This is a genomic window from Candidatus Dadabacteria bacterium, from assembly GCA_026705445.1.
Taxonomy (GTDB): domain Bacteria; phylum Desulfobacterota_D; class UBA1144; order Nemesobacterales; family Nemesobacteraceae; genus Nemesobacter.
Map to the genome: position 1 here is coordinate 1 of JAPPAR010000003.1, position 24,477 is coordinate 24,477.

24 protein-coding genes are annotated in these 24,477 nt (G+C 50.6%); 16 read left to right on the forward strand and 8 right to left on the reverse strand.

Going from position 1 to position 24,477, the window contains the following annotated elements; translation table 11 throughout:
* Window positions 1-211 precede the first annotated feature (211 nt).
* The 3 genes from OXG75_00775 to OXG75_00785 form a co-directional block, all read right to left on the reverse strand.
* The gene (locus OXG75_00775; protein ID MCY3624524.1) at window positions 212-862 is read right to left on the reverse strand and encodes a hypothetical protein; all 651 of its coding nucleotides are present in this window, start codon (window positions 860-862) and stop codon (window positions 212-214) included.
* A 121-nt stretch (window positions 863-983) separates the two neighbouring features.
* On the reverse strand, window positions 984-2,537 hold the full coding sequence (gene murJ, locus OXG75_00780) for a murein biosynthesis integral membrane protein MurJ (protein ID MCY3624525.1): 1,554 nt from the start codon (window positions 2,535-2,537) through the stop codon (window positions 984-986).
* 7 nt (window positions 2,538-2,544) lie between these two features.
* A complete protein-coding gene (locus OXG75_00785; GenBank protein MCY3624526.1) occupies window positions 2,545-2,784 on the reverse strand; it encodes a DUF4911 domain-containing protein in 240 nt (79 codons plus the stop codon).
* Between the two features lie 301 nt (window positions 2,785-3,085).
* On the opposite strand from OXG75_00785, the gene mraZ reads away from it, so the two are divergent.
* From mraZ to ftsZ, 15 genes are all read left to right on the forward strand, one after another.
* Window positions 3,086-3,532: a division/cell wall cluster transcriptional repressor MraZ gene (mraZ, locus tag OXG75_00790; protein MCY3624527.1), complete on the forward strand. Its 447-nt coding sequence runs from the start codon at window positions 3,086-3,088 to the stop codon at window positions 3,530-3,532.
* A complete protein-coding gene (rsmH, locus tag OXG75_00795; protein MCY3624528.1) occupies window positions 3,522-4,502 on the forward strand; it encodes a 16S rRNA (cytosine(1402)-N(4))-methyltransferase RsmH in 981 nt (326 codons plus the stop codon). The genes mraZ and rsmH overlap by 11 nt, the downstream gene beginning before the upstream one ends.
* A gap of 192 nt (window positions 4,503-4,694) precedes the next feature.
* Window positions 4,695-4,844 carry a hypothetical protein gene (locus OXG75_00800; protein MCY3624529.1) on the forward strand — a complete coding sequence of 50 codons (150 nt, stop codon included), beginning with the start codon at window positions 4,695-4,697 and terminating at the stop codon, window positions 4,842-4,844.
* A gap of 145 nt (window positions 4,845-4,989) precedes the next feature.
* On the forward strand, window positions 4,990-6,711 hold the full coding sequence (locus tag OXG75_00805) for a penicillin-binding transpeptidase domain-containing protein (protein ID MCY3624530.1): 1,722 nt from the start codon (window positions 4,990-4,992) through the stop codon (window positions 6,709-6,711).
* Complete coding sequence (locus OXG75_00810) at window positions 6,708-8,210, forward strand: UDP-N-acetylmuramoyl-L-alanyl-D-glutamate--2,6-diaminopimelate ligase (GenBank protein MCY3624531.1); 1,503 nt, start codon at window positions 6,708-6,710, stop codon at window positions 8,208-8,210. Before OXG75_00805 ends, OXG75_00810 begins: the two co-directional genes overlap by 4 nt.
* Complete coding sequence (locus OXG75_00815) at window positions 8,207-9,592, forward strand: UDP-N-acetylmuramoyl-tripeptide--D-alanyl-D-alanine ligase (GenBank protein ID MCY3624532.1); 1,386 nt, start codon at window positions 8,207-8,209, stop codon at window positions 9,590-9,592. Before OXG75_00810 ends, OXG75_00815 begins: the two co-directional genes overlap by 4 nt.
* Before the next feature lie 3 nt (window positions 9,593-9,595).
* Complete coding sequence (mraY, locus tag OXG75_00820) at window positions 9,596-10,708, forward strand: phospho-N-acetylmuramoyl-pentapeptide-transferase (GenBank protein MCY3624533.1); 1,113 nt, start codon at window positions 9,596-9,598, stop codon at window positions 10,706-10,708.
* A 4-nt stretch (window positions 10,709-10,712) separates the two neighbouring features.
* The gene (gene murD, locus OXG75_00825; GenBank protein MCY3624534.1) at window positions 10,713-12,041 is read left to right on the forward strand and encodes a UDP-N-acetylmuramoyl-L-alanine--D-glutamate ligase; all 1,329 of its coding nucleotides are present in this window, start codon (window positions 10,713-10,715) and stop codon (window positions 12,039-12,041) included.
* Window positions 12,034-13,140: a putative lipid II flippase FtsW gene (gene ftsW / locus OXG75_00830; GenBank protein ID MCY3624535.1), complete on the forward strand. Its 1,107-nt coding sequence runs from the start codon at window positions 12,034-12,036 to the stop codon at window positions 13,138-13,140. The genes murD and ftsW overlap by 8 nt, the downstream gene beginning before the upstream one ends.
* Window positions 13,137-14,207, forward strand: a complete 1,071-nt coding sequence (murG, locus tag OXG75_00835; GenBank protein ID MCY3624536.1) for an undecaprenyldiphospho-muramoylpentapeptide beta-N-acetylglucosaminyltransferase — start codon at window positions 13,137-13,139, stop codon at window positions 14,205-14,207. The genes ftsW and murG overlap by 4 nt, the downstream gene beginning before the upstream one ends.
* 4 nt (window positions 14,208-14,211) lie before the next feature.
* A complete protein-coding gene (gene murC / locus OXG75_00840; protein MCY3624537.1) occupies window positions 14,212-15,579 on the forward strand; it encodes a UDP-N-acetylmuramate--L-alanine ligase in 1,368 nt (455 codons plus the stop codon).
* A complete protein-coding gene (gene murB / locus OXG75_00845; GenBank protein MCY3624538.1) occupies window positions 15,576-16,472 on the forward strand; it encodes a UDP-N-acetylmuramate dehydrogenase in 897 nt (298 codons plus the stop codon). The genes murC and murB overlap by 4 nt, the downstream gene beginning before the upstream one ends.
* Entirely contained in the window at window positions 16,469-17,170 is a 702-nt protein-coding gene (locus OXG75_00850; GenBank protein MCY3624539.1) for an FtsQ-type POTRA domain-containing protein, read from the forward strand. Before murB ends, OXG75_00850 begins: the two co-directional genes overlap by 4 nt.
* 9 nt (window positions 17,171-17,179) lie before the next feature.
* The gene (ftsA, locus tag OXG75_00855; GenBank protein MCY3624540.1) at window positions 17,180-18,418 is read left to right on the forward strand and encodes a cell division protein FtsA; all 1,239 of its coding nucleotides are present in this window, start codon (window positions 17,180-17,182) and stop codon (window positions 18,416-18,418) included.
* Between the two features lie 29 nt (window positions 18,419-18,447).
* Window positions 18,448-19,524 (forward strand): cell division protein FtsZ, encoded by a 1,077-nt coding sequence (gene ftsZ / locus OXG75_00860; protein MCY3624541.1) that lies wholly within the window; start codon window positions 18,448-18,450, stop codon window positions 19,522-19,524.
* Window positions 19,525-19,541: 17 nt separating this feature from the next.
* On the opposite strand, the gene rsfS is transcribed toward ftsZ, so the two are convergent.
* The 5 genes from rsfS to OXG75_00885 are packed head-to-tail and all read right to left on the reverse strand — an operon-like array spanning window position 19,542 to window position 23,815.
* The gene (gene rsfS, locus OXG75_00865; GenBank protein ID MCY3624542.1) at window positions 19,542-19,892 is read right to left on the reverse strand and encodes a ribosome silencing factor; all 351 of its coding nucleotides are present in this window, start codon (window positions 19,890-19,892) and stop codon (window positions 19,542-19,544) included.
* Between the two features lie 17 nt (window positions 19,893-19,909).
* The gene (gene nadD, locus OXG75_00870) at window positions 19,910-20,575 is read right to left on the reverse strand and encodes a nicotinate-nucleotide adenylyltransferase (GenBank protein ID MCY3624543.1); all 666 of its coding nucleotides are present in this window, start codon (window positions 20,573-20,575) and stop codon (window positions 19,910-19,912) included.
* Window positions 20,572-21,678 carry a bifunctional diaminohydroxyphosphoribosylaminopyrimidine deaminase/5-amino-6-(5-phosphoribosylamino)uracil reductase RibD gene (gene ribD, locus OXG75_00875; GenBank protein MCY3624544.1) on the reverse strand — a complete coding sequence of 369 codons (1,107 nt, stop codon included), beginning with the start codon at window positions 21,676-21,678 and terminating at the stop codon, window positions 20,572-20,574. Before ribD ends, nadD begins: the two co-directional genes overlap by 4 nt.
* A gap of 8 nt (window positions 21,679-21,686) precedes the next feature.
* Window positions 21,687-23,099 (reverse strand): signal recognition particle-docking protein FtsY, encoded by a 1,413-nt coding sequence (gene ftsY, locus OXG75_00880; protein ID MCY3624545.1) that lies wholly within the window; start codon window positions 23,097-23,099, stop codon window positions 21,687-21,689.
* Entirely contained in the window at window positions 23,096-23,815 is a 720-nt protein-coding gene (locus tag OXG75_00885; protein MCY3624546.1) for a chlorite dismutase family protein, read from the reverse strand. The genes ftsY and OXG75_00885 overlap by 4 nt, the downstream gene beginning before the upstream one ends.
* A gap of 115 nt (window positions 23,816-23,930) precedes the next feature.
* On the opposite strand from OXG75_00885, the gene OXG75_00890 reads away from it, so the two are divergent.
* Window positions 23,931-24,404, forward strand: a complete 474-nt coding sequence (locus tag OXG75_00890; protein ID MCY3624547.1) for a transposase — start codon at window positions 23,931-23,933, stop codon at window positions 24,402-24,404.
* The last annotated feature ends 73 nt before the right edge of the window (window positions 24,405-24,477 follow it).

The window sequence follows — 24,477 nt, forward strand, 5'->3', positions numbered from 1 at the left end:
AAATGGGGAATTGTCCTCAATCTTGAGCCGCAAACTAATTTTTAGAAGTGCCCTTTCTTGAAATCGAAGACATGCGTTCTACCAACCAGCTGACCGGAAGCAAGAAATCCGGCTTTTTGTAGCTCAGTTCGTGCTCATTTTACCTTTATACTGCCCGCTGCGCAAGCAAAATTGCGCGATATTGCGGGAAGAAGCTTTTCCAGAGGGGGAGTTATCTGCCGAGAAGAGTCTTTATCTCTTCTCGTTTGTTTCTGTAAACAGGATTGTCGGGTTCAATCTCACAGAGAACTTCAATTATCCCCAGAGCGTCTTCGTAAAGCCCTTGGGAAACATAGAGATTAAGCATCGTGTCCGTCTCGAAAACTCCGGCCTGCGACCTGATTTCCTCCTCCGGTTCCGGGGAGGGCTCCTCAGATTTCCCGGTATCCTCCCCCCTGCGCCATGGATCGGGAACGGGCGACAGGGCAACCCTGAAGGCTTCGGCTGTTCTGCCCGCGCTTTTGTATATATGAATCAGAAGGTCTGACGCCTGAGTGTTCCGGCGATCAAGAGAAAGCGCTTTTTTGAGTTCCTCCTCCGCAGCGGCGGCATTCAAGCACATAAGATGCGCCCTGGCCAGAACGAGTCTCGCCCGGCTGTTATCGCCTTTTTCCTCCGTAAAATCAGAAACCGTGCGTCTCGCCGTGGTCACGTCTCCAAGTGCGAGATGAACTTCCGCCAGAGCGAGAAGCGAATCGGAATCGGGAAACATCCTCAAGGTGTATTCGTACTTTTCCTTAAGCGCTTCAAGCTCACGCCGATTAAGGGTCTTAAGCTCATCCATAGGCCTTTTTGTTTTTAGAAATCCCGGTAATCGCCGCACCTTTTATCGATCCACCCTGAGCAATAAACATGCGCAGGAATCAAACCGGCACCGCCCTACCAAGAATACCGCAACGCTGTGGGGCGAACAACTCCAAACAAGACGCCGCCGCGACCCGGAGCTATCCTCTTTTAAGAAAAGAAAACATCTCCACTTCCTTTATGCCGACTATCTTGGCAAGCAGAAAATAAAGTATGACTCCTGACCCTACCGAGGCGGCCATAACCAGCGCCTTGTGAAAAGAGAAACCGCTTTCGCTCCAGTTAGAAAAACCGGCAACTGCACTTACCGCAAAACCCATTACAACCGCGATTGCAAGAATCCTGAGCGAAAAAAAGAGCATGTCGCGGGAGAGAAAATGTCCCAGACGGCCGTTCAGCAGGACAACCAGCAGGACAAAGTTCGCTACTGAGGAGATTGAACTCGCAAGCGCAAGTCCCAGGTGGTCAAGCGAGAACACGAATCCCAGAACGAAACCGCAGACCGCGTTCAGCAGGAAACAGAAAAACGCCACCTTGACCGGCGTCCTTGTGTCCTGAAGGGCGAAAAAAGCGGGTACGGTGATTCGAATTCCTCCCACCGCAAAAAGCCCGAGCCCATAGCCCAGGATGGCCTGAGAAGTATTTACAACCGCCGCGTAATCAAACTGCCCATGCTGGTAAAGAAAGTTGCAGAGGGGTACCCGCAGAGCTACTATGCCGACCATTGCGGGCACCATTATAAACAGTATGCGCCTCAGGGAACGCTGATACTCCGCGCCGAACCCCCCGTAATCATCCCTCGCCGCATAGCCCGAGAGCGCGGGGAGCGTAACGGTCGCCAGGGAAACGGCCACCACCCCGAGGGGAAACTCTATTATCCTCTCCGCGAAATAAAGGTAGGAGACGGTTCCCTCGGACATAAATGACGCGTACTGGGTGTTTACGAGTATGTTGAGATTGTAGACCGCTATTCCGAAAAGCTGAGGGAACATGAGAACCGCGAGTCTCCTGACCGCGGGGTGATTGAAGGTTTTCGCGAAGCCGAACATGAACTTTTCTTCGCGAAGATAAAACAGGTGGAGCAGCAGCTGCAGCACCCCCCCGCCAAGGATCCCGAAGCAGAGAGAAACTATAGGCACTTCAAATTCCCTGTAGAGGAACAGGGCGCTTGCTATTACGCACAGATTGAAAAGAACCGGAGAGAAGGCCGGTGCGAAAAAATGCCGTACGGAGTTAAGAACCCCCATCGCGAGAGCCGTAAGAGATATAAAAAGCACGTAGGGGAAAACAAGCCTGTTAAGATAGACCGCCAGATCGAAAGTCTTCTGATCAAATCCATAGGCGAAGAGCTTCACCAGCCAGGGGGAAAAAATTATCCCCAGCGCCACGACTAAAACGAGAATGATGAAAAGCACAGTGAATGTGGAACGCAGGGCGTCCTTTGCCCCTCGTCTGTCCCCCGACTCAAGGTACTCCGAGAATATGGGTACGAAAATCGCCGCCAGAGAGCCTTCGGCGAAAAGACGTCGCAGCAGGTTGGGAATACGAAACGCGACGTAAAAAGCGTCGGTCTGGAAACCCGCTCCGAAAATCGCCGCCACCACAACATCCCGCAGGTATCCGACGATCCTGCTCAACAGGGTAAGAAAACTTACTAGCCCCCACTTGTCCGTATGGTCTTCCCTTGTTTCCATGAAGATCCTAGTCCTCCGGCGGATCACCGCTCCTGGGAGGGTCGACAAAATCAAACTCTATTTCCCCCCTGAGCGCTTCCAGCACTCTGCGCGTTTCCGAAGTAAGTTCGGGAGTGGTGATCACCTTTACTATCATCTCCTTCGGAACTTCGGTTCTAACCCACATCAGGTGCCCGTAGGTGCCGAGTATCGCCTGCAAAAGAACATTGGAACTCTTGTCGGCAAGCTTTATAAAAAAAACAGACATTTCTTCTGAAGCAACCCCATGTGGAATCTCACCCTCCGAATCATCATGTCCTCTGATGAGAGTATATACAAAATAAGCCAACAAGTAGAATTGCGACCCCAACGGATAGTATTTTTTCTTATGCCCCCTCACGACATCATCCATTATTAAAGTAATATCTAGCCTTATATTTTTACCGCTCAACCGCTGAAAAGACTAGCTATTTCAAAATGTTACTTGACTTTTTACATGTTTTTTTATAATTTATGAATTGGCATGACAGGAATATATTATGGCATATAATGGCAGAAGGTAGCATAAAATGTTCAGAGGAAGATACGAACATACTATGACCAAGACCGGAAGGGTCAGTATTCCTTCGAAGTTCAGGGAGGTCTGCAGGAAGAAATATTCCGACGAGACCTTCGTAATAACGAACTTTGACCGCTACCTCATCGCCTATCCCATGAGGGAGTGGAATGAACTCGAGAAAAAGCTCTCCAAGATATCCATAACCGACAGCGAGGTTACGTCTTCAATACGCTATCTCATGGGAAACGCGGTTGACTGCCCTATAGACAACCAGGGAAGAGTTCTCATTCCTCAGTCGCTACGCTCATACGCCGCCATTGAAACTGAAGTCGTTCTGGTTGGCATGCTGAAAAAGATAGAGATCTGGTCAAAGGAAATATGGGAGAAGGAAAACGGCTCAGGGGCATTTGAGACTTTCATACAAAGCAGGGAGGTGCTCGCCGGATATGGTCTCTAAGAGAATAAGAGCCGCGGGCACAAGTTCTGAGCCGCAGGAGCAGTTCCATTCCCCAGTCATGGTAAAGGAGGTAGTTGAATACCTCGACCTGCCGGAGGGAGCAATCGTGGTCGACTCGACCGTGGGTCTCGGCGGACACTCCGAACATATTCTCAATGAATACCCTTCGATATCGAAGCTGATAGGCATGGATGTTGATCAGGCCACGATCTCTCTTGCGAAAGGCAGGCTTTCGGCCAACGCGGAAAAAGTAGAGATAGTGAAGAGAAACTTCATACACATTAAAAACACGGTCAATTCCATGGGAATAGAATACGTGGACGGCATCATCGCCGACCTGGGAATTTCCTCTTTCCAGCTCGAGCGTAGCGGTAAGGGATTCAGCTTCAACAGAAACGAGTTCCTCGACATGAGGATGGACGCGGGTCTTCAGTTCTCCGCCTACGATCTTGTAAACGAGATGAGAGGCGAAGAGCTTGAATACATACTGAGAAAATACGGCGAAGAGAAGTTCGCGCGGAGAATCGCTAACTCGATAATGAAAAGCCGGACGAAAAAACCCATACAGACTTCCCTCGAACTGGCCTCGATAATCTCGAACTCAATTCCCAAAAAGTTTCATCCGAAAAAAACGCATCCCGCGACCAAGACTTTTCAGGCGCTTCGGATCTCGATTAACAACGAACTCGACAATCTGGCGATCTTCATTGAAGAAGCTGTAAAGATCCTCAATACAGGAGCGAGGCTAGTGATCATCTCCTTTCACTCGCTTGAAGACAGAATAGTTAAGAACATGTTCAGAAAACTCGACTCCCCGTGTGCTTGTCCTCCAGATCTTCCCGTATGCGCATGTGGAGAATTTCAGCAGGTAAGAAGGGTGACCCGCTCGGTCGTACGGCCCGGGAGAAGGGAAGTGGAGGAGAATCCCAAGGCGAGAAGTTCAAAAATGAGGGTTGCAGAGGGGGTATAGTCGCAGATGAGAAGAAAGTTTGCCGGGAGGAAAAAAAGAGAAAAGGGATTATTTTCTCGTACATTAATCATTTTCTGTATCACTTTGATAATTGCGCTTTGCTTTCTGCGAATCAAGGTAGAACACACAAGGACCGGTTACGAGATTTCGAAAAACCGAGAAGTCGAAAGGGCTCTTTTAAAGGAAACCGTGATGCTTCACCACGAAATTTTAAAACTCAAATCTCTTGAACATCTCAAACCAGTGGCGGATAAAAAAGGATTCAGGTTCGCCAGTTACAAAGATGTCGTTTTCGTTGAAGAGGTAATAGTTGCACAGGAAGAACAGGATGAGGGATTCTGAAAAACAAAAACGGAAGTTTTATATTGCCTCAGTTTTTATTACAGGTCTGTTTGTGCTTCTGGGATACAGATCCTTTGAACTCCAGGTGCTCCAAAGTGAGAAGTTTTCCGCCGGGGCTAAAAAACAGCACAGCAGGGTTTACAGGATGCCTCCGGTACGGGGAACCTTGTTTGACCGGAATAAAAAACCTCTGGCCACAAGCGTCTGGGCAACTTCGATCTATCTGAATCCCAAGGAAGTAAAAAACCCGGACAAGCTTGCACGGACAATATCGAAACCGCTGGGTCTGTCCCGCAACAAACTGATCAGTCTTACACGTTCTGACAAGCCCTTTGTATGGATCAAAAGGGGAGAGGACCCCGGGACAGCAAAAAAGATAGAGGCCATGGGTCTTTCGGGGGTCGGTTTCGCCGAGGAACCGAAAAGGATTTACCCCAACGGTTCTCTGCTCGGGCAGGCGATCGGATTCACCAACATAGATCTTAAGGGAGTGGAGGGGCTTGAATACGGCTTTGAAAAAACGCTTGCCGGCAAACCAGCCACGGTGAGGATCAGAACCGACGGCAGGGGAAATAGCATATCCGACGTCCTGCTGAATGCGAAAGAACAGTCTACGAAGGGAAGCGACGTGCTGCTTACCGTGGATTCCAATATACAGCACATGACGGAAACTGCGCTCGAGAAAGGCATAAAGGAAATGAAAGCGGATAGGGGAGCCGCTCTCCTGATGAATCCTCAAACTGGTGAGATACTCTCCATGGCCTCCTATCCGTTTTTCAATCCTAACCGCTTCGGCGAGTTTTCTCAGGAAACGAGAAAGAATCTCCCTGTGTGGATGTCCTTCGAGCCCGGTTCCACGCTGAAGGTATTTTTGGCGGCGACCCTGCTTGAAGAAAAAATGGGGGATGAGAATACCGAGTATGACTGTGAAAACGGAAAGAAGAGAATCGGCCCGAAAGTAATAAAAGACGTGCACGGCCACGGAATCCTGACGGTTTCCGAGACCATCACGTATTCAAGCAACATATGTGCCTGGAAAATGGGGGAAACCTTAGGAAAGAAAAAACTTCACGATTCGCTCAGGAATTTCGGTTTCGGAGAAACGGTTGGAGTAGACCTTCCCGGGGAAGCCACAGGGAGAATACAGAGCCTAAGGGACTGGGGAGATATAGAACTGGCAACAATATCGTTCGGACAGGGAATATCGGTAACGGCAATCCAGCTGGCAACCGCGCTTTCGAGTATCGGAAACGGCGGATATTTGATGAAGCCTTATATCGTGAAGAAAATAGTCTCACCCGAGGGCAAAGTTCTCATGGAAAGAAGCCCGGAATCTGTAAAAAGAGTCATCTCCTACGATACGTCTTCTAAGGTCACCAGAATCCTTGAACAAGTAGTGGAAAACGGCACGGGTAAGAACGCCAGCATTCCCGGCTACAGAGTCGCGGGAAAAACAGGCACGGCGCAAATGCCTAATCCGCAGACCGGCACTTACTACGAAAACAGATATCTTTCGTCATTTATCGGTTTCGCCCCTGCTGATAACCCACGTCTTGCCCTCGTCGTAATCGTCGAGAACCCCAGAGAACATAACTACGGAGGGGTAGTCGCAGCGCCCATTTTCAAGTCCATAACTGAAAAAGTCCTGTTCTACATGCAAATACCTCCAGACAAGGAAAAGCTTGAAAAAATGGTCATGCCGGACATGGTGAACAAAAGCGCAAGAGCCGTCATGAAGTGGGCGGAAAAAGAGGAAGTGTCGGTCAGGTTCATAGGAAACGGCTACGTGGTCAGCCAGCATCCACCTTCAGGGAAAAAGATAAGAAGGGGAACAGACTGCACTTTCATCCTCAAGCAGAACATATGAGATTATCGGATGTTCTGAGAAACGCAGGAATCGAAGCTATAACTGGATCCAAGAATCCGGGAGATACGGAAATTACGGGAATAACTCTCAACTCGCAGAATGTGGAACCGGGGTCTCTTTTTATTGCCATCAGGGGCAAAGTCACCGACGGGCACAATTACGTCGCCTCCGCGGTAGAAAAGGGAGCGGTGGCGCTTCTGCTTGAGGAGATTTCAGCGGAAATTCCGGACCTCGGAGTTCCCTTTGCGAAAACGAGCGACTCTAGGGCTGCGGCATCCATTGTCGCCTCCAATTTCCATGATCACCCTTCCCTTGCAATGAAGGTCGTTGGGGTGACGGGGACAAACGGAAAAACCACTGTGTCTCACATGATAGAAGCCGGCTGGAAAGCCGATGGGGTAAACACGGGTCTCTTGGGAACAATAGAAAACAGATACATGGGTAAGACCGAACCTGCATCCCTTACAACACCTGATCCCATAGCTTTTATGAGCATGCTGCGTGAAATGAAAGACTCAGGAGTGACAAACGTCACGGTCGAAGTGTCCTCGCACGCCCTTGATCTAAAAAGGGTTGACGGATGTCACTTCGACGCGGCGATATTCACGAACCTCACCCAGGATCACCTGGACTACCACAAGACGCTTGAAGATTACTTCAGGGCGAAAGAAAGGCTTTTCTCGGAAATTCTCGAAAAAAGCGCAAAAAAAGAGGTGTTTTCGATAATAAACGCGGATGATCCTTTCGCAAGCAGGATATCCGCCTCGAAAAAAGGTCTGAAAATAACGTTTTCCACGGAAAAAAAAGACTCAGTCGTATTCGCGGAGAATTTCACGCTTGATTTTGGAGGTATAAAGGCCACGCTGGCCACCCCGTGGGGCAAGGTGGAACTTGATTCAAAACTCATGGGGAAACACAACCTCTATAACATGATGGCGGCAGCCGGAACGCTCCTCTCTCTCGGTTCGTCCCCAGCGACAACCGGGAGAGCGCTGAGTGAACTCAGGCGCATCCCTGGAAGGCTCGAGAAAATTGAGAGCAGCCTGGGAATAGATGTTTTTGTGGACTACGCCCATACCCCTGACGCGCTTGAGAACGTGCTTGCGTGTCTGAAACCTTTCTGTGCTCAGAGACTCATCACTGTCGTGGGTTGCGGAGGCGACAGAGACAGGGGAAAACGCCCCCTTATGGCTGCTGTGGGACGCAGGTATTCGGACATGCTGATAGTGACTTCGGATAACCCCAGAACGGAGGATCCGGAGAGGATAATAGAAGATATGACCGAGGGGGTAGAAGCCCAGGATACGGGGGTAGTGGTAATAACCGAAAGGGAGGAAGCCATAAAGAACGCCGTGGATAAGGCCGTACCTGGAGACACGGTTCTTATAGCGGGAAAAGGTCATGAGAACTACCAGATAATCGGCACTGAGAAAATTCATTTTGACGACAGGGAGATCGCAGAAAAACACCTTGAAGCCAGGGAAAGGAGGGGACTTTGAGATTCAGCCTTGACTTTCTGTTAAATTCCACGGGAGGGAGCCTCGTCGGCGGCAAGATGCCGGTTGGAGCTTCGGGGGTCTCCATTGATTCCAGAAATATAGAGAAAAACCAGCTCTTCGTCGCCATAGAGGGGCCCAACTTTGACGGGCACGATTACGTCGCCGAGGCTTTTGAAAAAGGCTCTGCGGGGGCGATAGTGGAAAAATACCCGCAAATACAGGACTCAAAACGCAACTGCGGCGCGATAATAAAAGTCGAATCCACGCAAAAAGCCCTCCTTGAGATGTCAAGACACTGGAGAAATTCGTTTCCCGACCTAAAAGTCGCCGCCATTACGGGTTCGAACGGAAAAACTACAACCAAGAACATGACCCACAGCATACTGTCCGTATCAGGCAGCGTGCTCAGCACCCACGGCAACCTAAACAATCAGATAGGTCTTCCGCTCAACCTTCTGAAACTGGAGAAAAGCCACGATTTCTGCGTGCTCGAGATGGGGATGAACTCTTTCGGAGAAATAAGAACCCTCGCGGATATCGCCTCGCCCGATGTGGGGACGATCACCACTGTAGGAAAAGCTCACCTGGAGGGAATGAAAAACCTGGAAGGAGTCGCAAAGGCTAAAGGAGAATTGGTTGAAAACTTCGGAGAGGAGAACACTTTCTGTGTAAACATTGACGATCCCTGGGTGGAGAAGATAGCGGCCCGCGTGCGCTGCCGGAAGATCACGTACGGGGTTGCCTCTCCGGAGGCTTTCATAAGGGCAGACGACATCAGCCACGAGGAAATGGAGTCCATCGAATTCACGATACACATAGGCAACCAGTCCGCCAGAGCGAGAATAAGGGGGATAGGAACTCACAATGTTTCAAATGCCCTTTCCGCCTCCGCTCTTGCGCATTCTCTCGGATGCGGAATGAGCGAGATACTGGCAGGTCTTGAGAAATACGTTCCCTCCGCCATGCGCCTTGAGGTTATCCGTACCCCTTTCGGCTTCAGAGTCATAAACGACTCATATAACGCAAATCCCGACTCGATGCGCGCGGCACTTGATGAACTCGTCGCCCACCGGCGCGGCAAGGCGAAGGCGGTAGCGGTTCTTGGGGACATGCTTGAGCTGGGAGAAAACAGCGAAAAAGAACACCAGATGATCGGGGAACATATCTCGAAGCTCGATCTTCATATGGTAATAGCCATGGGAGAATTCTCCCGGTCCCTCGTATCGTCCGTACGAGGGCAGACGGCATGTCACGTGGCGGAGAGCCCGCAGGAGGCAGCGGCCCTGCTTCTTGACGCGTGCCGAGAGGACGATTTGGTGCTTGTGAAGGGGTCCCGGGGAATGAAGATGGAAACGGTAATACAGATGCTTTACGAAAAATAAGCCATGCTCTACTTTCTGCATCTTCTAAAAGACGACTTTATTTTCTTAAATGTTTTCAAGTATATAACTTTCCGTTCTTTTGGGGCCGGGCTGACTTCGTTTGTCCTCTGCGTCCTCCTCGGGAAAAAGCTGATTGACCTGCTAAAAGCGGCGCAGCTCCAAGAAACCATACGCAAAGAAGGACCCAGCAGTCACGGCGTAAAAGCCGGCACTCCAACGATGGGGGGCATATTTATCGTAATGGCCATAATGATCTCATCCCTTCTCTGGACGAACTTCCTCATAGACAAAGTCATGCTCGTGCTTCTGTTCACGGCAAGCTTTGCCATTCTGGGATTTTTCGATGATTTCATGAAGATAAAGAGAGGAAAGGGTATAAGGGCAAGAGTAAAGTTTCTCTGCCAGACGCTCATAGCCGTGACTTTCGTGGTCATTCTCTGCATGAACGAAAGCGGAAGTTTCTCAATGTCCATGAGAGCCGGTGAAAGCGTGGTGTATCCCTCGACCTCGGTGGTGTCTCCGTTCATAAAGCAGGCAGTTGTGGATCTTGGGTATCTCTACATACTTTTCGCTCTTCTGGTCACCGTAGGTTCCTCAAACGCGGTGAATCTCACCGACGGTCTTGACGGTCTGGCCATAGGTTCGATCGCTATCGTAACCACCACTTATATAATCTTCGCCTATCTCGCCGGAAACCTGCAGTTTGCAAGCTACCTGCAGATTCCGCACGTGCAGGGAGCCGGGGAATTGGCCATCTTTCTCGCGGCGGTCGGAGGAGCATGCCTGGGGTTTCTCTGGTACAACTCCCACCCGGCCGAGGTGTTCATGGGAGATGTGGGTTCCCTTTCGTTGGGAGCAGCTATAGGATTCAGCGCCCTGATGATAAAGCAGGAAATACTCCTGATAGTGGCAGGGGGAATATTCTTCGTGGAAACGCTCTCGGTGATAATCCAGGTGATCTCGTTTCGCTCTACAGGCAAGAGAGTTTTCAGGATGACGCCCCTTCATCACCATTTCGAGCTTGCCGGATGGGCGGAATCGAAGGTGGTGGTGCGTTTCTGGATAATATGCGTGGTTCTTTCTATTCTCGCTCTTTCAAGTCTAAAGATAAGGTGACCAAATGGATCTCGACGAAAACAGATTCTTGATCGTGGGGCTCGGGATAACCGGAGTAGAAACTTCAAAATTCCTCCACTCCAAAGGAGCCTCGGTGAAAGCAACAGATTCGAGGGAAACCGGGGAACTCGGACCCGTGGTGGAGAAACTCGCGGCGGGAGGCGTGGAAATCCACTGCGGGACTCACGCGCCCGAATTCTTCGAATGGGCCGATACGATAGTACTGAGTCCAGGGGTAAGGTTCGATCTTCCCGAGATCAGGAACGCCCGAGTAGCGGGAAAAACGGTAATAAGCGAAATCGAGCTTGCGTGGAACTTCTTATCAAAACCGGTAATAGGCATAACGGGAACAAACGGAAAGACAACGACCACGTCCCTTCTCTCGGAAATGCTCAAACGAAGCGGAATAAGAATCTTTACGGGAGGAAATATAGGAACGCCCCTTATATCGGTAGCTGAAAAAGACGACGAATACGACTTCCTGCTGCTTGAACTCAGCAGCTTTCAGCTCCAGGGAATAAAGGATTTCTCTCCCCACATCGCGGTAATCCTCAACATATCACCGAACCACTTGGACCACCATTCGAGCATGGAAGAATACGAAGCGGCTAAGCTCGGGCTTTTCGCAAACCAGAAAGAAAATGACTGGGCAGTATTCAATGCGGACGATCCGGCGGTGCTTAAGGGCTCGAACAGCTTCAGGGCAAAAAAAATATCTTTCGGAACCGGGCAAGAGAAAACCGACGTCTACTGCAAGGAAGATGAAATAGTGTTCGGAGAGCTTTCCTTCTATCTTCGGAACTCGGCGCTTGTCGGAGAACATAACAAGGAAAACATAATGGCAGCGGTGGCCGTTGCGGGAGTACTGGGCTGTCAGCGGGATCCGGTGCAGAAAAGCATAAACGAATTCCGCCCACTTCCGCACAGAATGGAATTCGTGCTGACGACAAGGGGGGTAGATGTGTACAACGACTCAAAATCCACAACTCCATTCGCCACTCTAAGAGCAATTGAGAGCCTCCCCCCGCCGATCATACTGATTGCCGGAGGAAAGGACAAAGGAATCGACTACAACTGCCTTAAGGACGCAGTGGCAAGCAAGGTAAAAGCCCTGGTCCTGATAGGGGAGACAAGAGAGAAAATACGCGCCCAACTAGGCGACCTGGCGCAGACAACATGCGCGGACTCCCTGAAAGAGGCGACACAAAACGCTTTTGAACTGTCCAATGCCGGAGACACGCTCCTGTTTTCTCCCGGGTGTTCAAGTTTTGACATGTTCGGCTCATACGAGGAAAGGGGAAATCTGTTTAAGGAGATCGTAAGAGATGTTTGATTTCAAAAACAGGGATTTTGACGTACTGCTCCTCGGGCTCGTCCTCATAGTGGCGGGAATCGGGGTGGTGGCCGTATACAACTCAAGCTCCATATACTCGCTTGAAACCTATAACAACTCGATGCGGTTTCTCAAATTCCACGTCATATATCTTCTCGTTGGAATAACGGCCATGGTGACATTGATGCACATGAAGCCGTCTTTTGTAAGAAAGCTGGTTTACCCGGGTTATCTGCTCGGACTCGCTTTACTCGTAATCGTGCTTTTGCCTGAAATAGGAAAAGAAGTCGGCGGGGGACGAAGGTGGATTTCGGTCTGGGGATTCTCGTTTCAGCCGTCTGAGTTCTGCAAGTACATGCTGGTCATCTACATGGCGCACTTCCTGTTCAAGAAGGGGGACAAGATGGACAGCTTCTGGATCGGCATATTTTCTCCCCTGCTTGCCGGTGGCGCCTACGTGGGACTTATCCTGGCCGGGCCAGACCTCGGAACTTCTTTCCTGGTTCTGGCAATTCTTTTCATAATGCTCTTTGTCGGAGGAGCAAAACTCCAGCACCTGCTCAGCATCGGAATCGGGGCCGTGGGACTGCTCGTGCTGGCTATCATCAAAGAGGGTTACAGAATGGAGAGAATAATGTCCTTCCTAGACCCGTGGAAAGACCCCCTCGGCTCGGGATACCAGGCCGTTCAGTCGTTCATGGCCTTCGGTCTCGGCGGAATATACGGAAGCGGGCTCGGGAACAGTTCCCAGAAACTGCTTTTCCTTCCCCAGGCCCACACGGATTTCATCTTTTCGATAATAGGCGAGGAATTCGGATTCATAGGGGTAATAACGTTAATCGTGCTTTTCCTCATGATTCTGGGAAGGTGCGTAAGGATATCCATGCGGGCGGAAGATCCTTTCTCAAGATACATGGTATTCGGTTTCACGGCGCTCATAACGCTCCAAGCAGCGCTTAACATGGGAGTTGCGGTCGGCCTCTTCCCCACCACGGGACTGACGCTGCCTCTTGTAAGCTACGGAGGAAGCTCTCTTGTATCAACGCTTGCGGCGTTCGGAATCATCCTGAGCGTCTCTAGATTCAGTGCTAAGGAATGATGAGAGTGATAATAGCCGGAGGAGGAACAGGAGGACACGTATTCCCCGCGATATCAATCGCGGAGGAAATACTTGAGAGAAACAGCGGGAACGAGGTCATGTTCGTGGGCACCGAACAGGGAATCGAAAAAAGGATTCTTCCAAAGAAGGGATACAGAGTCGAATTCATAAAATCAAGGGGAATTGTAGGAAAAAGTTTCTCCCAGAAGGTGATAGCGGTGATTTCAATACTAGGAGCGATGCTGAGTTCCCTCAGGATACTCAGGGATTTCAGGCCCGATGTAGTTATAGGAGTCGGTGGATACGCGTCCGGACCTACCCTGCTTTGCGCCTCGATAAGTTGCATCCCGACCGCCGTCTGCGAACAGAACTGCGTCCCGGGGCTTGCCAACAGAATTCTCTCGAGGTTCGTCGGCAAGATATTCATAACTTTCGAAGAAAGCAAGGAGCATCTTCCGGCGAAAAAAACCGTGCTCACCGGAAATCCCATAAGACGCGATCTCACACATGGGGCCGCGGAGAAAAAAGCCCACCAAAGCGCCCAGCGAAACGTATTCGTACTCGGAGGAAGCCAAGGAGCGCGGAAACTGAACGAAATCGTTCCCCAGTCATTGGCAAAACTCGGCACCCGGGTAGACGTGACCCATCAGACCGGGGAAGTCCACATAGAAAGTGTGAGGGAAACTTACCGTCAGCTCGGCATTTCGGCCGAAGTGTTCGGATTTACAGACGACATGTCGCGGATATATGAAAAAACAGATCTCGTGATCTGCAGAGCCGGCTCCGGAACGCTGTCCGAGATAACGGCGTTCGGCATACCGTCAATACTGATCCCGCTTGCCTCCTCCACGCATGACCACCAGCTGAAAAACGCCAGGATCCTGGAGTCAAACGCGGCGGCAACGGTGGTTGAGGAAAAGGAACTTTCGGTCGAAGGTCTTTGCGCGGTTATTGAGAAAACCCTCGAACAGGAAACCCTCGACCGCATGGCGGAAAACTCGAGAAAACTCGCGCGGCCACACGCCGCCCGGGAAATTGTAGACGAAATCGAGCATATAATCGGGTAATCGAATGTACGGCAAGATAAAGAAAGTTCATTTCATCGGTATAGGCGGCATAGGAATGAGCGGCATAGCCGAAGTACTGATCAACATGGGTCTTGAGGTAAGCGGTTCCGATCTCGCGGAAACCCAGATAACCCGACGGCTAGCTTCCTTGGGAGCCGTCGTTCACACGGGCCACAGCTCGGAGAACATCAAGGGAAGCGAGGTGGTCGTATACTCTTCGGCCATCAGGAAAGACAATCCCGAGATGATTGCCGCCGCCGCGGCCAGGGTTCCCCTCATACCCAGGGCGGAAATGCTCGCAGAACTGATGAGACTCAAGTTCGGCATCGCAGTAGCCGGAAGCCACGGAAAAACCACCACGTCCTCCATGATAGCGTCGGTGCTTTCCCACTGCGGTGCCGATCCAACCATAGTGGTAGGAGGAAAGCTGCGGACCATAGACTCAAACGCCCACCTTGGAACCGGACGTTTCATGGTAGTGGAAGCCGATGAGAGCGACGGATCATTCGAAAAACTCTCTCCGGTCGTCACGGTGCTCACAAATATCGACAAAGAGCACCTTGATTACTACGGAGACATGAAGGCCCTCGAGCTTGCCTTCTCCAACTTCCTGCACAAAATTCCCTTCTACGGACTCGCGGTAACATGCGCCGACTGTCCGAGAACCGCAAAGATAAGCAGGGAATTCAACAAAAAAATACTTACTTACGGAATAAACAGCCCCGCGGATCTAATGGCCGAGAACATACGCTTTTCCAAGCTGCGGACATCGTTTGAAGTAACATACGGAGGTTATCTGCTCGGAGAGGTGGATCTCAGCACTCTGGGAGCTCATAACGCCCTAAATTCCCTAGCCGCAATAGCCGTGGGAATGGAATTCGGCTTCAGTTTCGAGAAGATAAAAGAGGGTCTTGCAACCTTTGAGGGCACGGAAAGAAGACTGCAGTTGAAAAGTGAGAAGAAAGGTGTAAAGATAGTAGACGATTACGGGCATCACCCGAGTGAGCTGGAAGTCACTATAGAAGCTCTTAAGGCAGCGTTTTCCCAAGAACCGATTCTTCTCTTCCAGCCCCACAGATTTTCTAGGACAAAGCTTCTTTACAACGACTTTGTCAGGGTTTTAGGAAAAATAAAACACCTATACGTTCTTGATATATATCCCGCCGGGGAGAAACCGGTGAAGGGAATAACTTCAGAAAAGCTAGTCGAAGACATAAAGAAAGCGGGCAATGCGAACGCACGTCACGTGGATGACCCCGATGCTTTCGTGAACCGTATGGCAAACGAGCTCAAAAAAGGGGATATCCTGCTTACCTCGGGCGCCGGGAACGTCTGGAAGTACGGGGACAGGATCGCAGAACGGATCGTATGAACAACTCAACTCAAAGCAGCGACCTTGAAATACTGGTCAACTACCCAATGAGGAAATACCTGTACATAAAAGTCGGGGGAGAGGCGAAACGCCTCGTGTATCCACAGAACATGAAAAGTTTCCTTGAACTGCTAAGACACTGCCACGAGTCGGGGGAGAAAGTCACCGTGCTCGGAGCCGGTTCCAACACCATAATAACCGAGCAGGGAATAGACGGCGTAGTCATAAGCACGAGGAAGCTGAAGGAAGTACGCATAGACGGAACACGCGTCGAAGCCGAATGCGGTGCAATGCTCTCATCCATAATGAACAGATCGATCCGCCTCGGACTCACAGGGTTTGAGTTCGCCGCCGGTATACCTGGAACGGTCGGAGGAAGCATATACATGAACGCCGGCGCAAACGGGGGAGAGATAAAGGACGCGGTAAAAAAAGTTTACGTATGGCACGAGGGCGAGGAAAAAGAACTGTCAAGAGAAAAGATAAATTTCGAGTACAGGAAAAGCAACCTACCTGAAGGCGCCATAGTCACGAAAGCCGTGTTCGAACTGCGCGAGGGAGACAGGAAGAAAAGCGAAGAGAACGTGAGACAGTATCTCGCTTACAGAAACAGGACCCAGCCCGTAAAAATGGCCAACACGGGTTCGGTCTTCAAGAACCCGCCCACGGTCAGTGCGGGAGAACTGCTCGAGGGGCTGGGATTCAAGGGGCTTTGCGTCGGCGGAGCCAAGTTCTCGGAAATCCACGCAAACTTCATCGTGAACTTCAACAGGGCAAAAGCCGACGATATCATCACGCTCATCGAGAAAGCGAGGGAAGCCGCGTTTGAAGAACGGAACATAACTCTTGAGCCCGAAGTCGAAATAATGGGCAAGGAAGCAAGAGCCACATGAACATGCTGACAAAGGGAATATCGGCGGTCTTTTTCTTCTCAGTCTGCTCTATTGCTCTTTTCGCAATAGAGCCGACTGAGCATCTTACCGTAAAGGAGGTTGTCATCACGGGAAACAGCAAGATAAGTTCCTCGGAAATCATAAAACGCTCCGGAATAAGAGCCGGCTCAACATCCATGCTGTTTCCCACTTCTAAAGCAAAGCGGGAAATCCTTGAGAATCCATGGGTAAGCGAGGTGCGGGTGAAGAAGTTTCTTCATGGAAAAATAAGAATTGAGATCTACGAAAACGACCCCTTCTGCATAGTGGCCCAGGAGGGAGCTAAGCCACACTACATAGACGTAACGGGAAGACGGCTAGGCATAGCAGAACCGCCGCAAGGTCTTGATTTTCCGGTTATCTCAAGCAAGAAGGAAATCAGTCCGGGTCTCATGCTCCAGGCAATCGAGATTCTCAACCTCTCCAAGTCAAGTCCGGCTCTTGGCTGGTCGGAAATTTCAGAGATAGTAGTGGAAGAAAACTTCGGCATCAAGCTCTTAACCCTTGACCGTAGGTTCGTAACCTTCGGGAAGAACAACATGAAAAGCAAGTGGCACAAAGTTGAGAGGATAATAGATCACTCGCGCAAGAATAATCTGGTGGAAAAAGATATAGACATAAGTTCGGGCGACGTAGGCGTAATAGGCTACGATTCCTAACATTACGAGATGGCACAGAGAAAAAACAGTTCGCCACCGATAGTTGGTCTCGACATAGGGACGACGAAAGTCTCCGTAGTGGTTGGAGAATCCGACCCGAGCGGCGAAACCGAGATAATCGGCGTCGGCAACCATCCCTCCCACGGGCTCAAAAGGGGGGTAGTGGTCAACATAGAGGAAACCGTGGACTCCATACAGAACGCGGTCGAGAAAGCCGAACACATGTCCGGACATGTGATAAAGGAGGTCATAGTAGGAATAGCTGGCGGGCATATAAAAGGGATGAATGGACACGGAATGGTCACCCTGCGGGAAAAGCAAGTAACTCCCAAGGATATCGACAGAGTCATAGAATCGGCAAACGCCCTTCTGATCCCCGCGGAAAGGGAAATTATCCACGCCATCCCGCAGGAGTACACGGTTGACAGGGAAAGCGGCATAAACGATCCGGTTGGTATCCACGGATTAAAGCTTGAGGCAAACGTCCACATAGTCACAGGAGATGTGACCGCGGCCCGGAACATCATAAAATGCATAGAAATGTCGGGGATGACTTCCATTGACATGGTAATTGAGCAGATAGCTTCAAGCGAAGCGGTTCTTACGCATGACGAGAGAGAAATTGGGGTAGGAATGATAGATTTCGGAGGAGGCACATGCGATATAGCGGTATTTATGAACGGAAGCATCAAATATACCGAAAGCATCACCCTCGGGGGAGACCATCTCGACAGAGATATCGCGTTCGGACTCTCCGTTCCGCTCCCCGAGGCAAGAAAGCTCAAGGAAAATCACGGCGTGGCCACAGCCAAGCCGAATGAAATGATAAGCGACGACAGAATAGAGGTAAAAAGTGCTTCGGGACGCGAGCCCAAGCGTATTCTGAAAAAAGATCTTACGGCGATAATCCAATTGAGAATGGAGGAAATCTTTACTCTGATAAAAAAAGAATTCTTAAAGCAGGGATTCATCGGCATGCTTCCGGCTGGGGTGGTGCTCACGGGAGGGAGCAGCAAGATGCAGGAGATGGCGACTCTTGCCGAGCGGGTACTCGACATGCCGGTTCGCATCGGCATACCCCGCGACGTAACCGGTCTCACGGACATTATCACCGACCCCATATACTCAACCGGGGTGGGGCTGGTTAAATACGCAAGTTTAAATAAAGAATCCGGCGTTCCGGCAGGAGTGCTGACGCAGAAAAATGTTTTTACGAGAATGAAAGGATGGTTTAACGAATTTTTTTAAAGGAAAAATCCAACCGGAGGGATAGACATATGGCAAGTTTTAGGATTGAGAATGTTGATGATGGCTTAGGCAGAGCCAAAATCAAGGTTGTAGGAACAGGTGGGGCCGGCGGAAACGCCGTCAACACCATGATAAGCAGAGGACTTAAAGAAGTGGAGTTCGTCTCCGTAAACACGGATTTCCAGGATCTGAGCAAATCACTGGCGCCGACGCAACTCCAGATAGGAGAAAGTATATCTAGGGGCCTCGGTTCCGGGGGAAATCCCCAGATCGCTAAGGAGGCCGCTCTTGAGGACCGAGACAAGATAGCGGAGGTTCTCGGAGAGGCCGACATGGTTTTCATAACCGCAGGAATGGGAGGCGGAACCGGTACTGGCGTTTCTCCCGTAATCGCCCAAGTATGCAAGGAGAGGGATATTCTCACCGTGGCTATCGTCACAAAGCCCTTTGAATTCGAGGGAATTGCAAGAAGGGAAAAAGCCGACTACGGAATTGAGGAGCTGGACAAACATGTTGACACGCTGATTGTGATTCCCAACGACAAGCTTGCGGCCATACACAAGGTCAGCATTCTTGACGCTTTTCGTCAAGCGGACGAAGTTCTTTACCAAGCGGTAAAAGGAATTTCCGACATCGTTACGGGAACCGGATACATCAACGTCGATTTTGCCGATGTGAAAAGCGTAATGGCAAATCACGGAGGCAAAGCCCTTATGAGTTCCGGGTTCGCACAGGGTCCGAACCGGGCGACTCAGGCAGCGCAGATGGCCATAACAAGTCCTCTTCTCGAGGAAGTGTCCATTGCTGGAGCCAAGGGGATACTGATGAACGTAACGGCTTCGGAGGATTTCGGAATTGAGGAACTGAACGAAGCGTGCAATCACGTGAGGGAAAGGGCAAATGGCGATATCGATCTGATTTTCGGTCTGGTCTTTGATGAAAAGGCCAAAGATTTCGTAAAAATCACCGTGGTCGCGACCGGGGTAGAAAATTATATCGATAAAAGGGTGACCGATATAATTTCGGAACAGCCGTACAGCCCCGATATAGAGGAAGACCTAGACATACCAACTTTCGTCAGAAGAAGAGAAAGAATCGCCCGCTAAGAAAACGCCGGGCGGTGTCAGACAACCTCGGATCTGCCTTCCTTAAGGAATGGCAGGTCCACCCTCGGGGTATCGATCCACAGCCCCTCAATGTCGTAGAATTCCCGGACGGGCCGGTAGAACACGTGGAGAACCACGTCCACGAGGTCAAGTAGCACCCATCGGCCTTCGGAGATACCTTCAGTCCCGAATATTTTTACTCCGTGTTTTTTAAGTTCCCGTTCAACGCTCTCCACTATGGTCCGCACCCCCCTGTCGGAGTTCGCGCTGCACACAACGAAATAATCCGCCACGTCGCTTTTTTCCCTAATTTCCAGAATTACGGGATCCTCCGCCTTCTTCTCCCAGGCGGCGCGGGCGACAAACAAGGCTTTTTCCTTGGGCTCTATGGTTTTTCCTCCAGCTGGTATAGGCCGTTTTCCGCTATGTATCCCTCTACTTCCCGCGCGACCAGATACCTGAGGGAGTTGCCCCGGCGCGCGAGTTCCCTAACCTCCGTGGAAGAAACCCTTATACCGGCGATATTTACGAAAAACAGCTCATTTGAGCTTTTGTGAGCAAAAACATCCATACCCCTGTCATCATAAGAATATCGAAAGTCATTTTCGAGGGCAAGAGGAATTGGACTAGCGGAATCAGCAAAGTCGTAACCGGGTCGGCGAAGAACAACGAAGCTTGAGTAGTTAAAAAGCTCCGAGAAATCTTTCCACATGTCTATTTCCGCAAAAAGTTCGCAACCCATTATAAAATAATGCTGGTTTTGCGGATTGCTTTCGTTAAGCGTCCTGAGGGTATCGATAGTGTAGGAAGGAGGTTCCCTGCGGAGTTCCATGTCGGAAACCTTGAAACGGGGATTACGCTTTACTGAGAGGTTAAGCATATTGAGCCTGTGGGAGGGGGAGGCCATGGTTTCTGAGCTTTTATGAGGAGAGACAAGAGTCGGAATGAAGACCACCTCGTCAAGCTTCAGTTTTTCGCTTATCTCCTCGGCGGCTCTCAGGTGACCCGCATGCACAGGGTCGAACGAGCCGCCCATAAGCCCTACCCTCATATGTAACCCTCTATCATCATTTCATCGCCGAACCTTCTGACCTTAATATTCTTGATATTGATCGCTTCCTCAATCGATTGCTTTCCAAGGTCCCCGATCATACTCATCCCGTCACCTCCTATAATCTTTGGCGAGTAAAAGAAAACTACCTTGTCAACCAGGCCCTCACGGAGAAAACAGGCCCCCACCCTGCTTCCACCTTCAACCAGAACTCCGCACATTCCCATGGCCCCGAGTTCATTAAGAAGGTCTGCTGCAGACACATGGCCCGCTGAATCGGATTTTAATCTCAAGATCTCGGCACCAAGTTCACGAAACTTCTTTTCCTTAAGCTTTCCCGGCCTCTCCGTAGTGGCTATTATGGAGCGTGGGTGAGTGCTGAAAATCTTCGCTTCGGGTGGAATACGAAGCTTTGAATCCATAATCACCGGAACCGGCTGCCGCATGTTTCCCCTAACGAGTCGAACGTCAAGTCCCGGATCATCCGTAAGCACCGTGTTTATCCCGACAATTACTGCGTCCACCTTCTTTCTGAGACGATGGGCCATTTTTCTCTGCCTCAGGCTCCCTATCCACTTGGAATCACCTGTTACGGAAGCTATCTTGCCGTCAATGGTCGAGGTGGATTTTAAGATTACGAAGGGAAGCCCCGAAACGACGTGCCTGTTGAAAAACTCGTTTATTTCCGCGCATTCCCTCTCAAGCACGCCTGTTCTTACTGCTATCCCGTTTTTGCGGAGCTTGGCCACCCCTTCTCCGCTTACTTTCGGGTTAGGATCAATGGCTCCCACAACAACATCCGATATGCCCGAGGCTATTATGGCGTCGGTACACGGAGGAGTAAGCTTTTCGGTATGACAGCAGGGTTCAAGCGTCACGTAGAGCGTGGCACCCTTAAGAGAAATTCCTTTTTTGGCGGCATCTAAGAATGCTTCTATTTCCGCATGCGGGGACCCAGCTTTTTTATGGTAGCCGCTGCCCACAATCCGTCCCCCAACTACGCAGACAGCACCGACCATGGGATTGGGACTGGTGCACCCTTCTCCCCTGAGGGCAAGCCTCAGGGCCTTTTTCATAAATTCCCTGTCATCTCGAGCGGACATCAAAAAACCTAGTGCAAAGCCTCCTTGTCCGAGGTGAAAAGCGCCCTTGTGAACTGTTCGGCGTCAAATTCCCGCAGGTCCCCGAGACCCTCCCCAACTCCTATATATTTCACAGGAAGACCTAACTGTTCCGCTATTGCCACTATTATTCCCCCCTTGGCGGTCCCGTCGAGCTTAGTAAGCACTATACCGGTCACCCCGATTGCCTCGCCAAAAACCCTAGCCTGCTCCACGGCATTCTGCCCAGTAGTTGCATCAACGACAAGGAGAGTTTCATGGGGGGCTCCCTCGAGTTCACGTGCTACCACTCTCCTCAGCTTCTTGAGTTCGTCCATAAGCCCCGTTTTCGTGTGAACCCGCCCGGCGGTATCTATTATAAGCAAGTCAATACCCCTTGAAACTGACGCCTTTACCGCATCGTAAGCTACGGCGGAGGGGTCCGCCCCGGTCTGGCCACGAAGAAAATCGCTTCCCACCCGTTCCGCCCACACCCCGAGCTGCTCAACCGCAGCCGCCCTGAATGTGTCGGCGGCGGCTACCATTACCTTTTTTTCTTCCCGTGTGAACCTGTTGGCGATTTTTCCTATGGAAGTAGTTTTCCCGACGCCGTTAACTCCCGCCACCATGAAAACCGTCGGTTTGGCGGAAAGCTCAACCACCGGACTCTCAACTCCCCTTAGAATGTCGAGGATCTCTTTTTCAAGAAGGCTTTTTATTTTCTCCATGTCTCCACCATCCCCTACCCCAACAGCAGATGAGACTTTCTCTCGCAGCTTCGCGGTGGTCGCAACTCCCATATCCGACATTATGAGTACCTCCTCGAACTCATCCCAGGCTGCGTCATCAATCTTCCCGGATGAAAAAACATGCTCAAGATTCTGAAGAATCCCCCTGCGAGTTTTGGAAAGTCCGAAGCTGAGTCTCGAGAAGAAATCCCCTTCCGTATCATCTTCTTTTTCTTCCGCAACAACTTCCTCCTCCGGCTCTTCGGGAACCTTGGTTTCCTCCGGTTCCTCTTCGGCTTTCGGTTCTTCGGGTTCAGCTTCAGTTTCTTCAGGGGAAATCGGCTCTTCGGAAACCTCGATCGGTTCAGCAACAGGTACGGAATCCGCAGGCGGCGTCACAATATCTTCTTCCACAGCTACAGGTTCGGGCGCGGTAAACTGCGGTTCAGGCGCAGTCTCGACAACTTGCCCGGGTGCGGCTTCCGGAGCGGGGGGTTCGGGCGGTGGCTCCACCTCTTCAGGTTCAGCGGAAACGGCCTCGGGCTGCTGCTGCGCCACGGTCTCCGGCGCAACTTCTTTCTTCCTGAAAAGAAAATAAACCGCCGCAAGTACGGCGACTGCTATAGCGACCGGAATCGCAATCTCCAGATCAATATGGGTTCCAAGCCCTGATAGAAGTTCAGTAGCCTCTTTCATATGGCCTGTCCGGTTGAAAACAGTTTTTTGCCGATAAAAAACGGTCCTAGGCTTTCAAGGTGCCTTGAAGTCTGCTGCGTCTTTCTCATCCTCTCCACCAGCGCGGAAAGAGGATAGAGATCTCTGCCCAGAATTCCTATCACGAAATCATTGTCATTTTTGTCAAGACCGTGGCTCGCAAGACGGATGTCCTTTGCGTATCCCGCATCCCCGAACTGAAACCCTACCTTGCCGTGTTCCCCGAGAACAGCTCTTTGCTCCTCGTAAGGGAGAGTTTCAAAGGCCTTAGCCCTCCTGAGCGGATACCATATGGCCCAGACAAGTTCCGGGTCAAAGATTTTCTGCTTCGGGCCCGAAATCAGGGTTCTTTCGAGTTCCTTTTCATAACCAAGCGAGTACGTCCTTCCGAGCATCGTGTACTCAGGCTTCGGCTTAAGTGTGGCAAAAGAGGAGTCAGAGAGAAATTGCCTGAGTTCCGTGACGAAAAATTCGGGAGTCTCGCTCATGGTCAAAAGGCCTGCGCCTTTGTAATCATTTACGTCCGAATAAAGAACCGCCGCTAAGGAAGAGTTCTCAAGATCCCGAACCAAAAGGGATTCAAGCACCGGATCAATACCCCCGAAACCCAGAAACTGCATGAAAAGCCTTCTGTCAAGAGACTCGCCTCCCCTTCCTTTCTCGCTTAAGTCAAGCTGATTGTCTGTGGGTTTGCTCATATTTCATCACCGGACTTAGGGGTTAAGTATCTATGATTTAAGGGCCTAACTCAATGCGATAAATCTCAATCGAGCCGCTGTGGTATAGTATTATAGAGAAGTGAGGACGGGGGTAATGCCGAATAAGCCCAGTTTTTCCGATTTAGCTTACAAAAACAAAAAGAAAGTAACCCGTAAACAGCGGTTCCTTGAAAAAATGGACGAGATTTTACCGTGGGAACTACTGCTTGAACCCATACTAAGCAAATATCCGAAGTCGCGTAAAGGGCGCCGACCCGTTCCGGCCAAGGTTATGCTGCGAATTTATCTGATGCAGCAATGGTACGGCTTGTCGGACCCGGCAATGGAAGAAAGCCTTTATGACACTGAGTCCATGCGCCGCTTTGCCGGTGTGTCAATGCAGAGGATTCCGGACGAGACTACTATTTGCAAGTTCCGCCACTTTCTGCTGAGGCACCAAATAACCGAAGGGCTGCTCCGTCTCACCGGGGAGTGCTTATCAGAATGCGGCTTAACGGTGAGCAAAGGCAATATTGCCGAACCCAGAATACGCAGGGTAAGACAAAAAGCCGACGCAGGCAAAAGATAGAAAAAGGGCAGATCACCACCCTTCCCCTCTCAAGTAGATACACTTCGAAATCAACAACAAGCCGATTGTAAAG

Coding starts and splice junctions, on each gene's coding strand:
- murJ (MCY3624525.1), bottom strand. CDS start 2,537: ATGGAAACAAGGGAAGACCATACGGACAAGTGGGGGCTAGTAAGTTTT.
- OXG75_00785 (MCY3624526.1), bottom strand. CDS start 2,784: ATGTCTGTTTTTTTTATAAAGCTTGCCGACAAGAGTTCCAATGTTCTT.
- mraZ (MCY3624527.1), top strand. CDS start 3,086: ATGTTCAGAGGAAGATACGAACATACTATGACCAAGACCGGAAGGGTC.
- rsmH (MCY3624528.1), top strand. CDS start 3,522: ATGGTCTCTAAGAGAATAAGAGCCGCGGGCACAAGTTCTGAGCCGCAG.
- OXG75_00800 (MCY3624529.1), top strand. CDS start 4,695: ATGCTTCACCACGAAATTTTAAAACTCAAATCTCTTGAACATCTCAAA.
- OXG75_00805 (MCY3624530.1), top strand. CDS start 4,990: ATGCCTCCGGTACGGGGAACCTTGTTTGACCGGAATAAAAAACCTCTG.
- OXG75_00810 (MCY3624531.1), top strand. CDS start 6,708: ATGAGATTATCGGATGTTCTGAGAAACGCAGGAATCGAAGCTATAACT.
- mraY (MCY3624533.1), top strand. CDS start 9,596: ATGCTCTACTTTCTGCATCTTCTAAAAGACGACTTTATTTTCTTAAAT.
- murD (MCY3624534.1), top strand. CDS start 10,713: ATGGATCTCGACGAAAACAGATTCTTGATCGTGGGGCTCGGGATAACC.
- ftsW (MCY3624535.1), top strand. CDS start 12,034: ATGTTTGATTTCAAAAACAGGGATTTTGACGTACTGCTCCTCGGGCTC.
- murG (MCY3624536.1), top strand. CDS start 13,137: ATGATGAGAGTGATAATAGCCGGAGGAGGAACAGGAGGACACGTATTC.
- murC (MCY3624537.1), top strand. CDS start 14,212: ATGTACGGCAAGATAAAGAAAGTTCATTTCATCGGTATAGGCGGCATA.
- murB (MCY3624538.1), top strand. CDS start 15,576: ATGAACAACTCAACTCAAAGCAGCGACCTTGAAATACTGGTCAACTAC.
- OXG75_00850 (MCY3624539.1), top strand. CDS start 16,469: ATGAACATGCTGACAAAGGGAATATCGGCGGTCTTTTTCTTCTCAGTC.
- ftsA (MCY3624540.1), top strand. CDS start 17,180: ATGGCACAGAGAAAAAACAGTTCGCCACCGATAGTTGGTCTCGACATA.
- ftsZ (MCY3624541.1), top strand. CDS start 18,448: ATGGCAAGTTTTAGGATTGAGAATGTTGATGATGGCTTAGGCAGAGCC.
- nadD (MCY3624543.1), bottom strand. CDS start 20,575: ATGAGGGTAGGGCTTATGGGCGGCTCGTTCGACCCTGTGCATGCGGGT.
- ribD (MCY3624544.1), bottom strand. CDS start 21,678: ATGTCCGCTCGAGATGACAGGGAATTTATGAAAAAGGCCCTGAGGCTT.
- ftsY (MCY3624545.1), bottom strand. CDS start 23,099: ATGAAAGAGGCTACTGAACTTCTATCAGGGCTTGGAACCCATATTGAT.
- OXG75_00885 (MCY3624546.1), bottom strand. CDS start 23,815: ATGAGCAAACCCACAGACAATCAGCTTGACTTAAGCGAGAAAGGAAGG.
- OXG75_00890 (MCY3624547.1), top strand. CDS start 23,931: ATGCCGAATAAGCCCAGTTTTTCCGATTTAGCTTACAAAAACAAAAAG.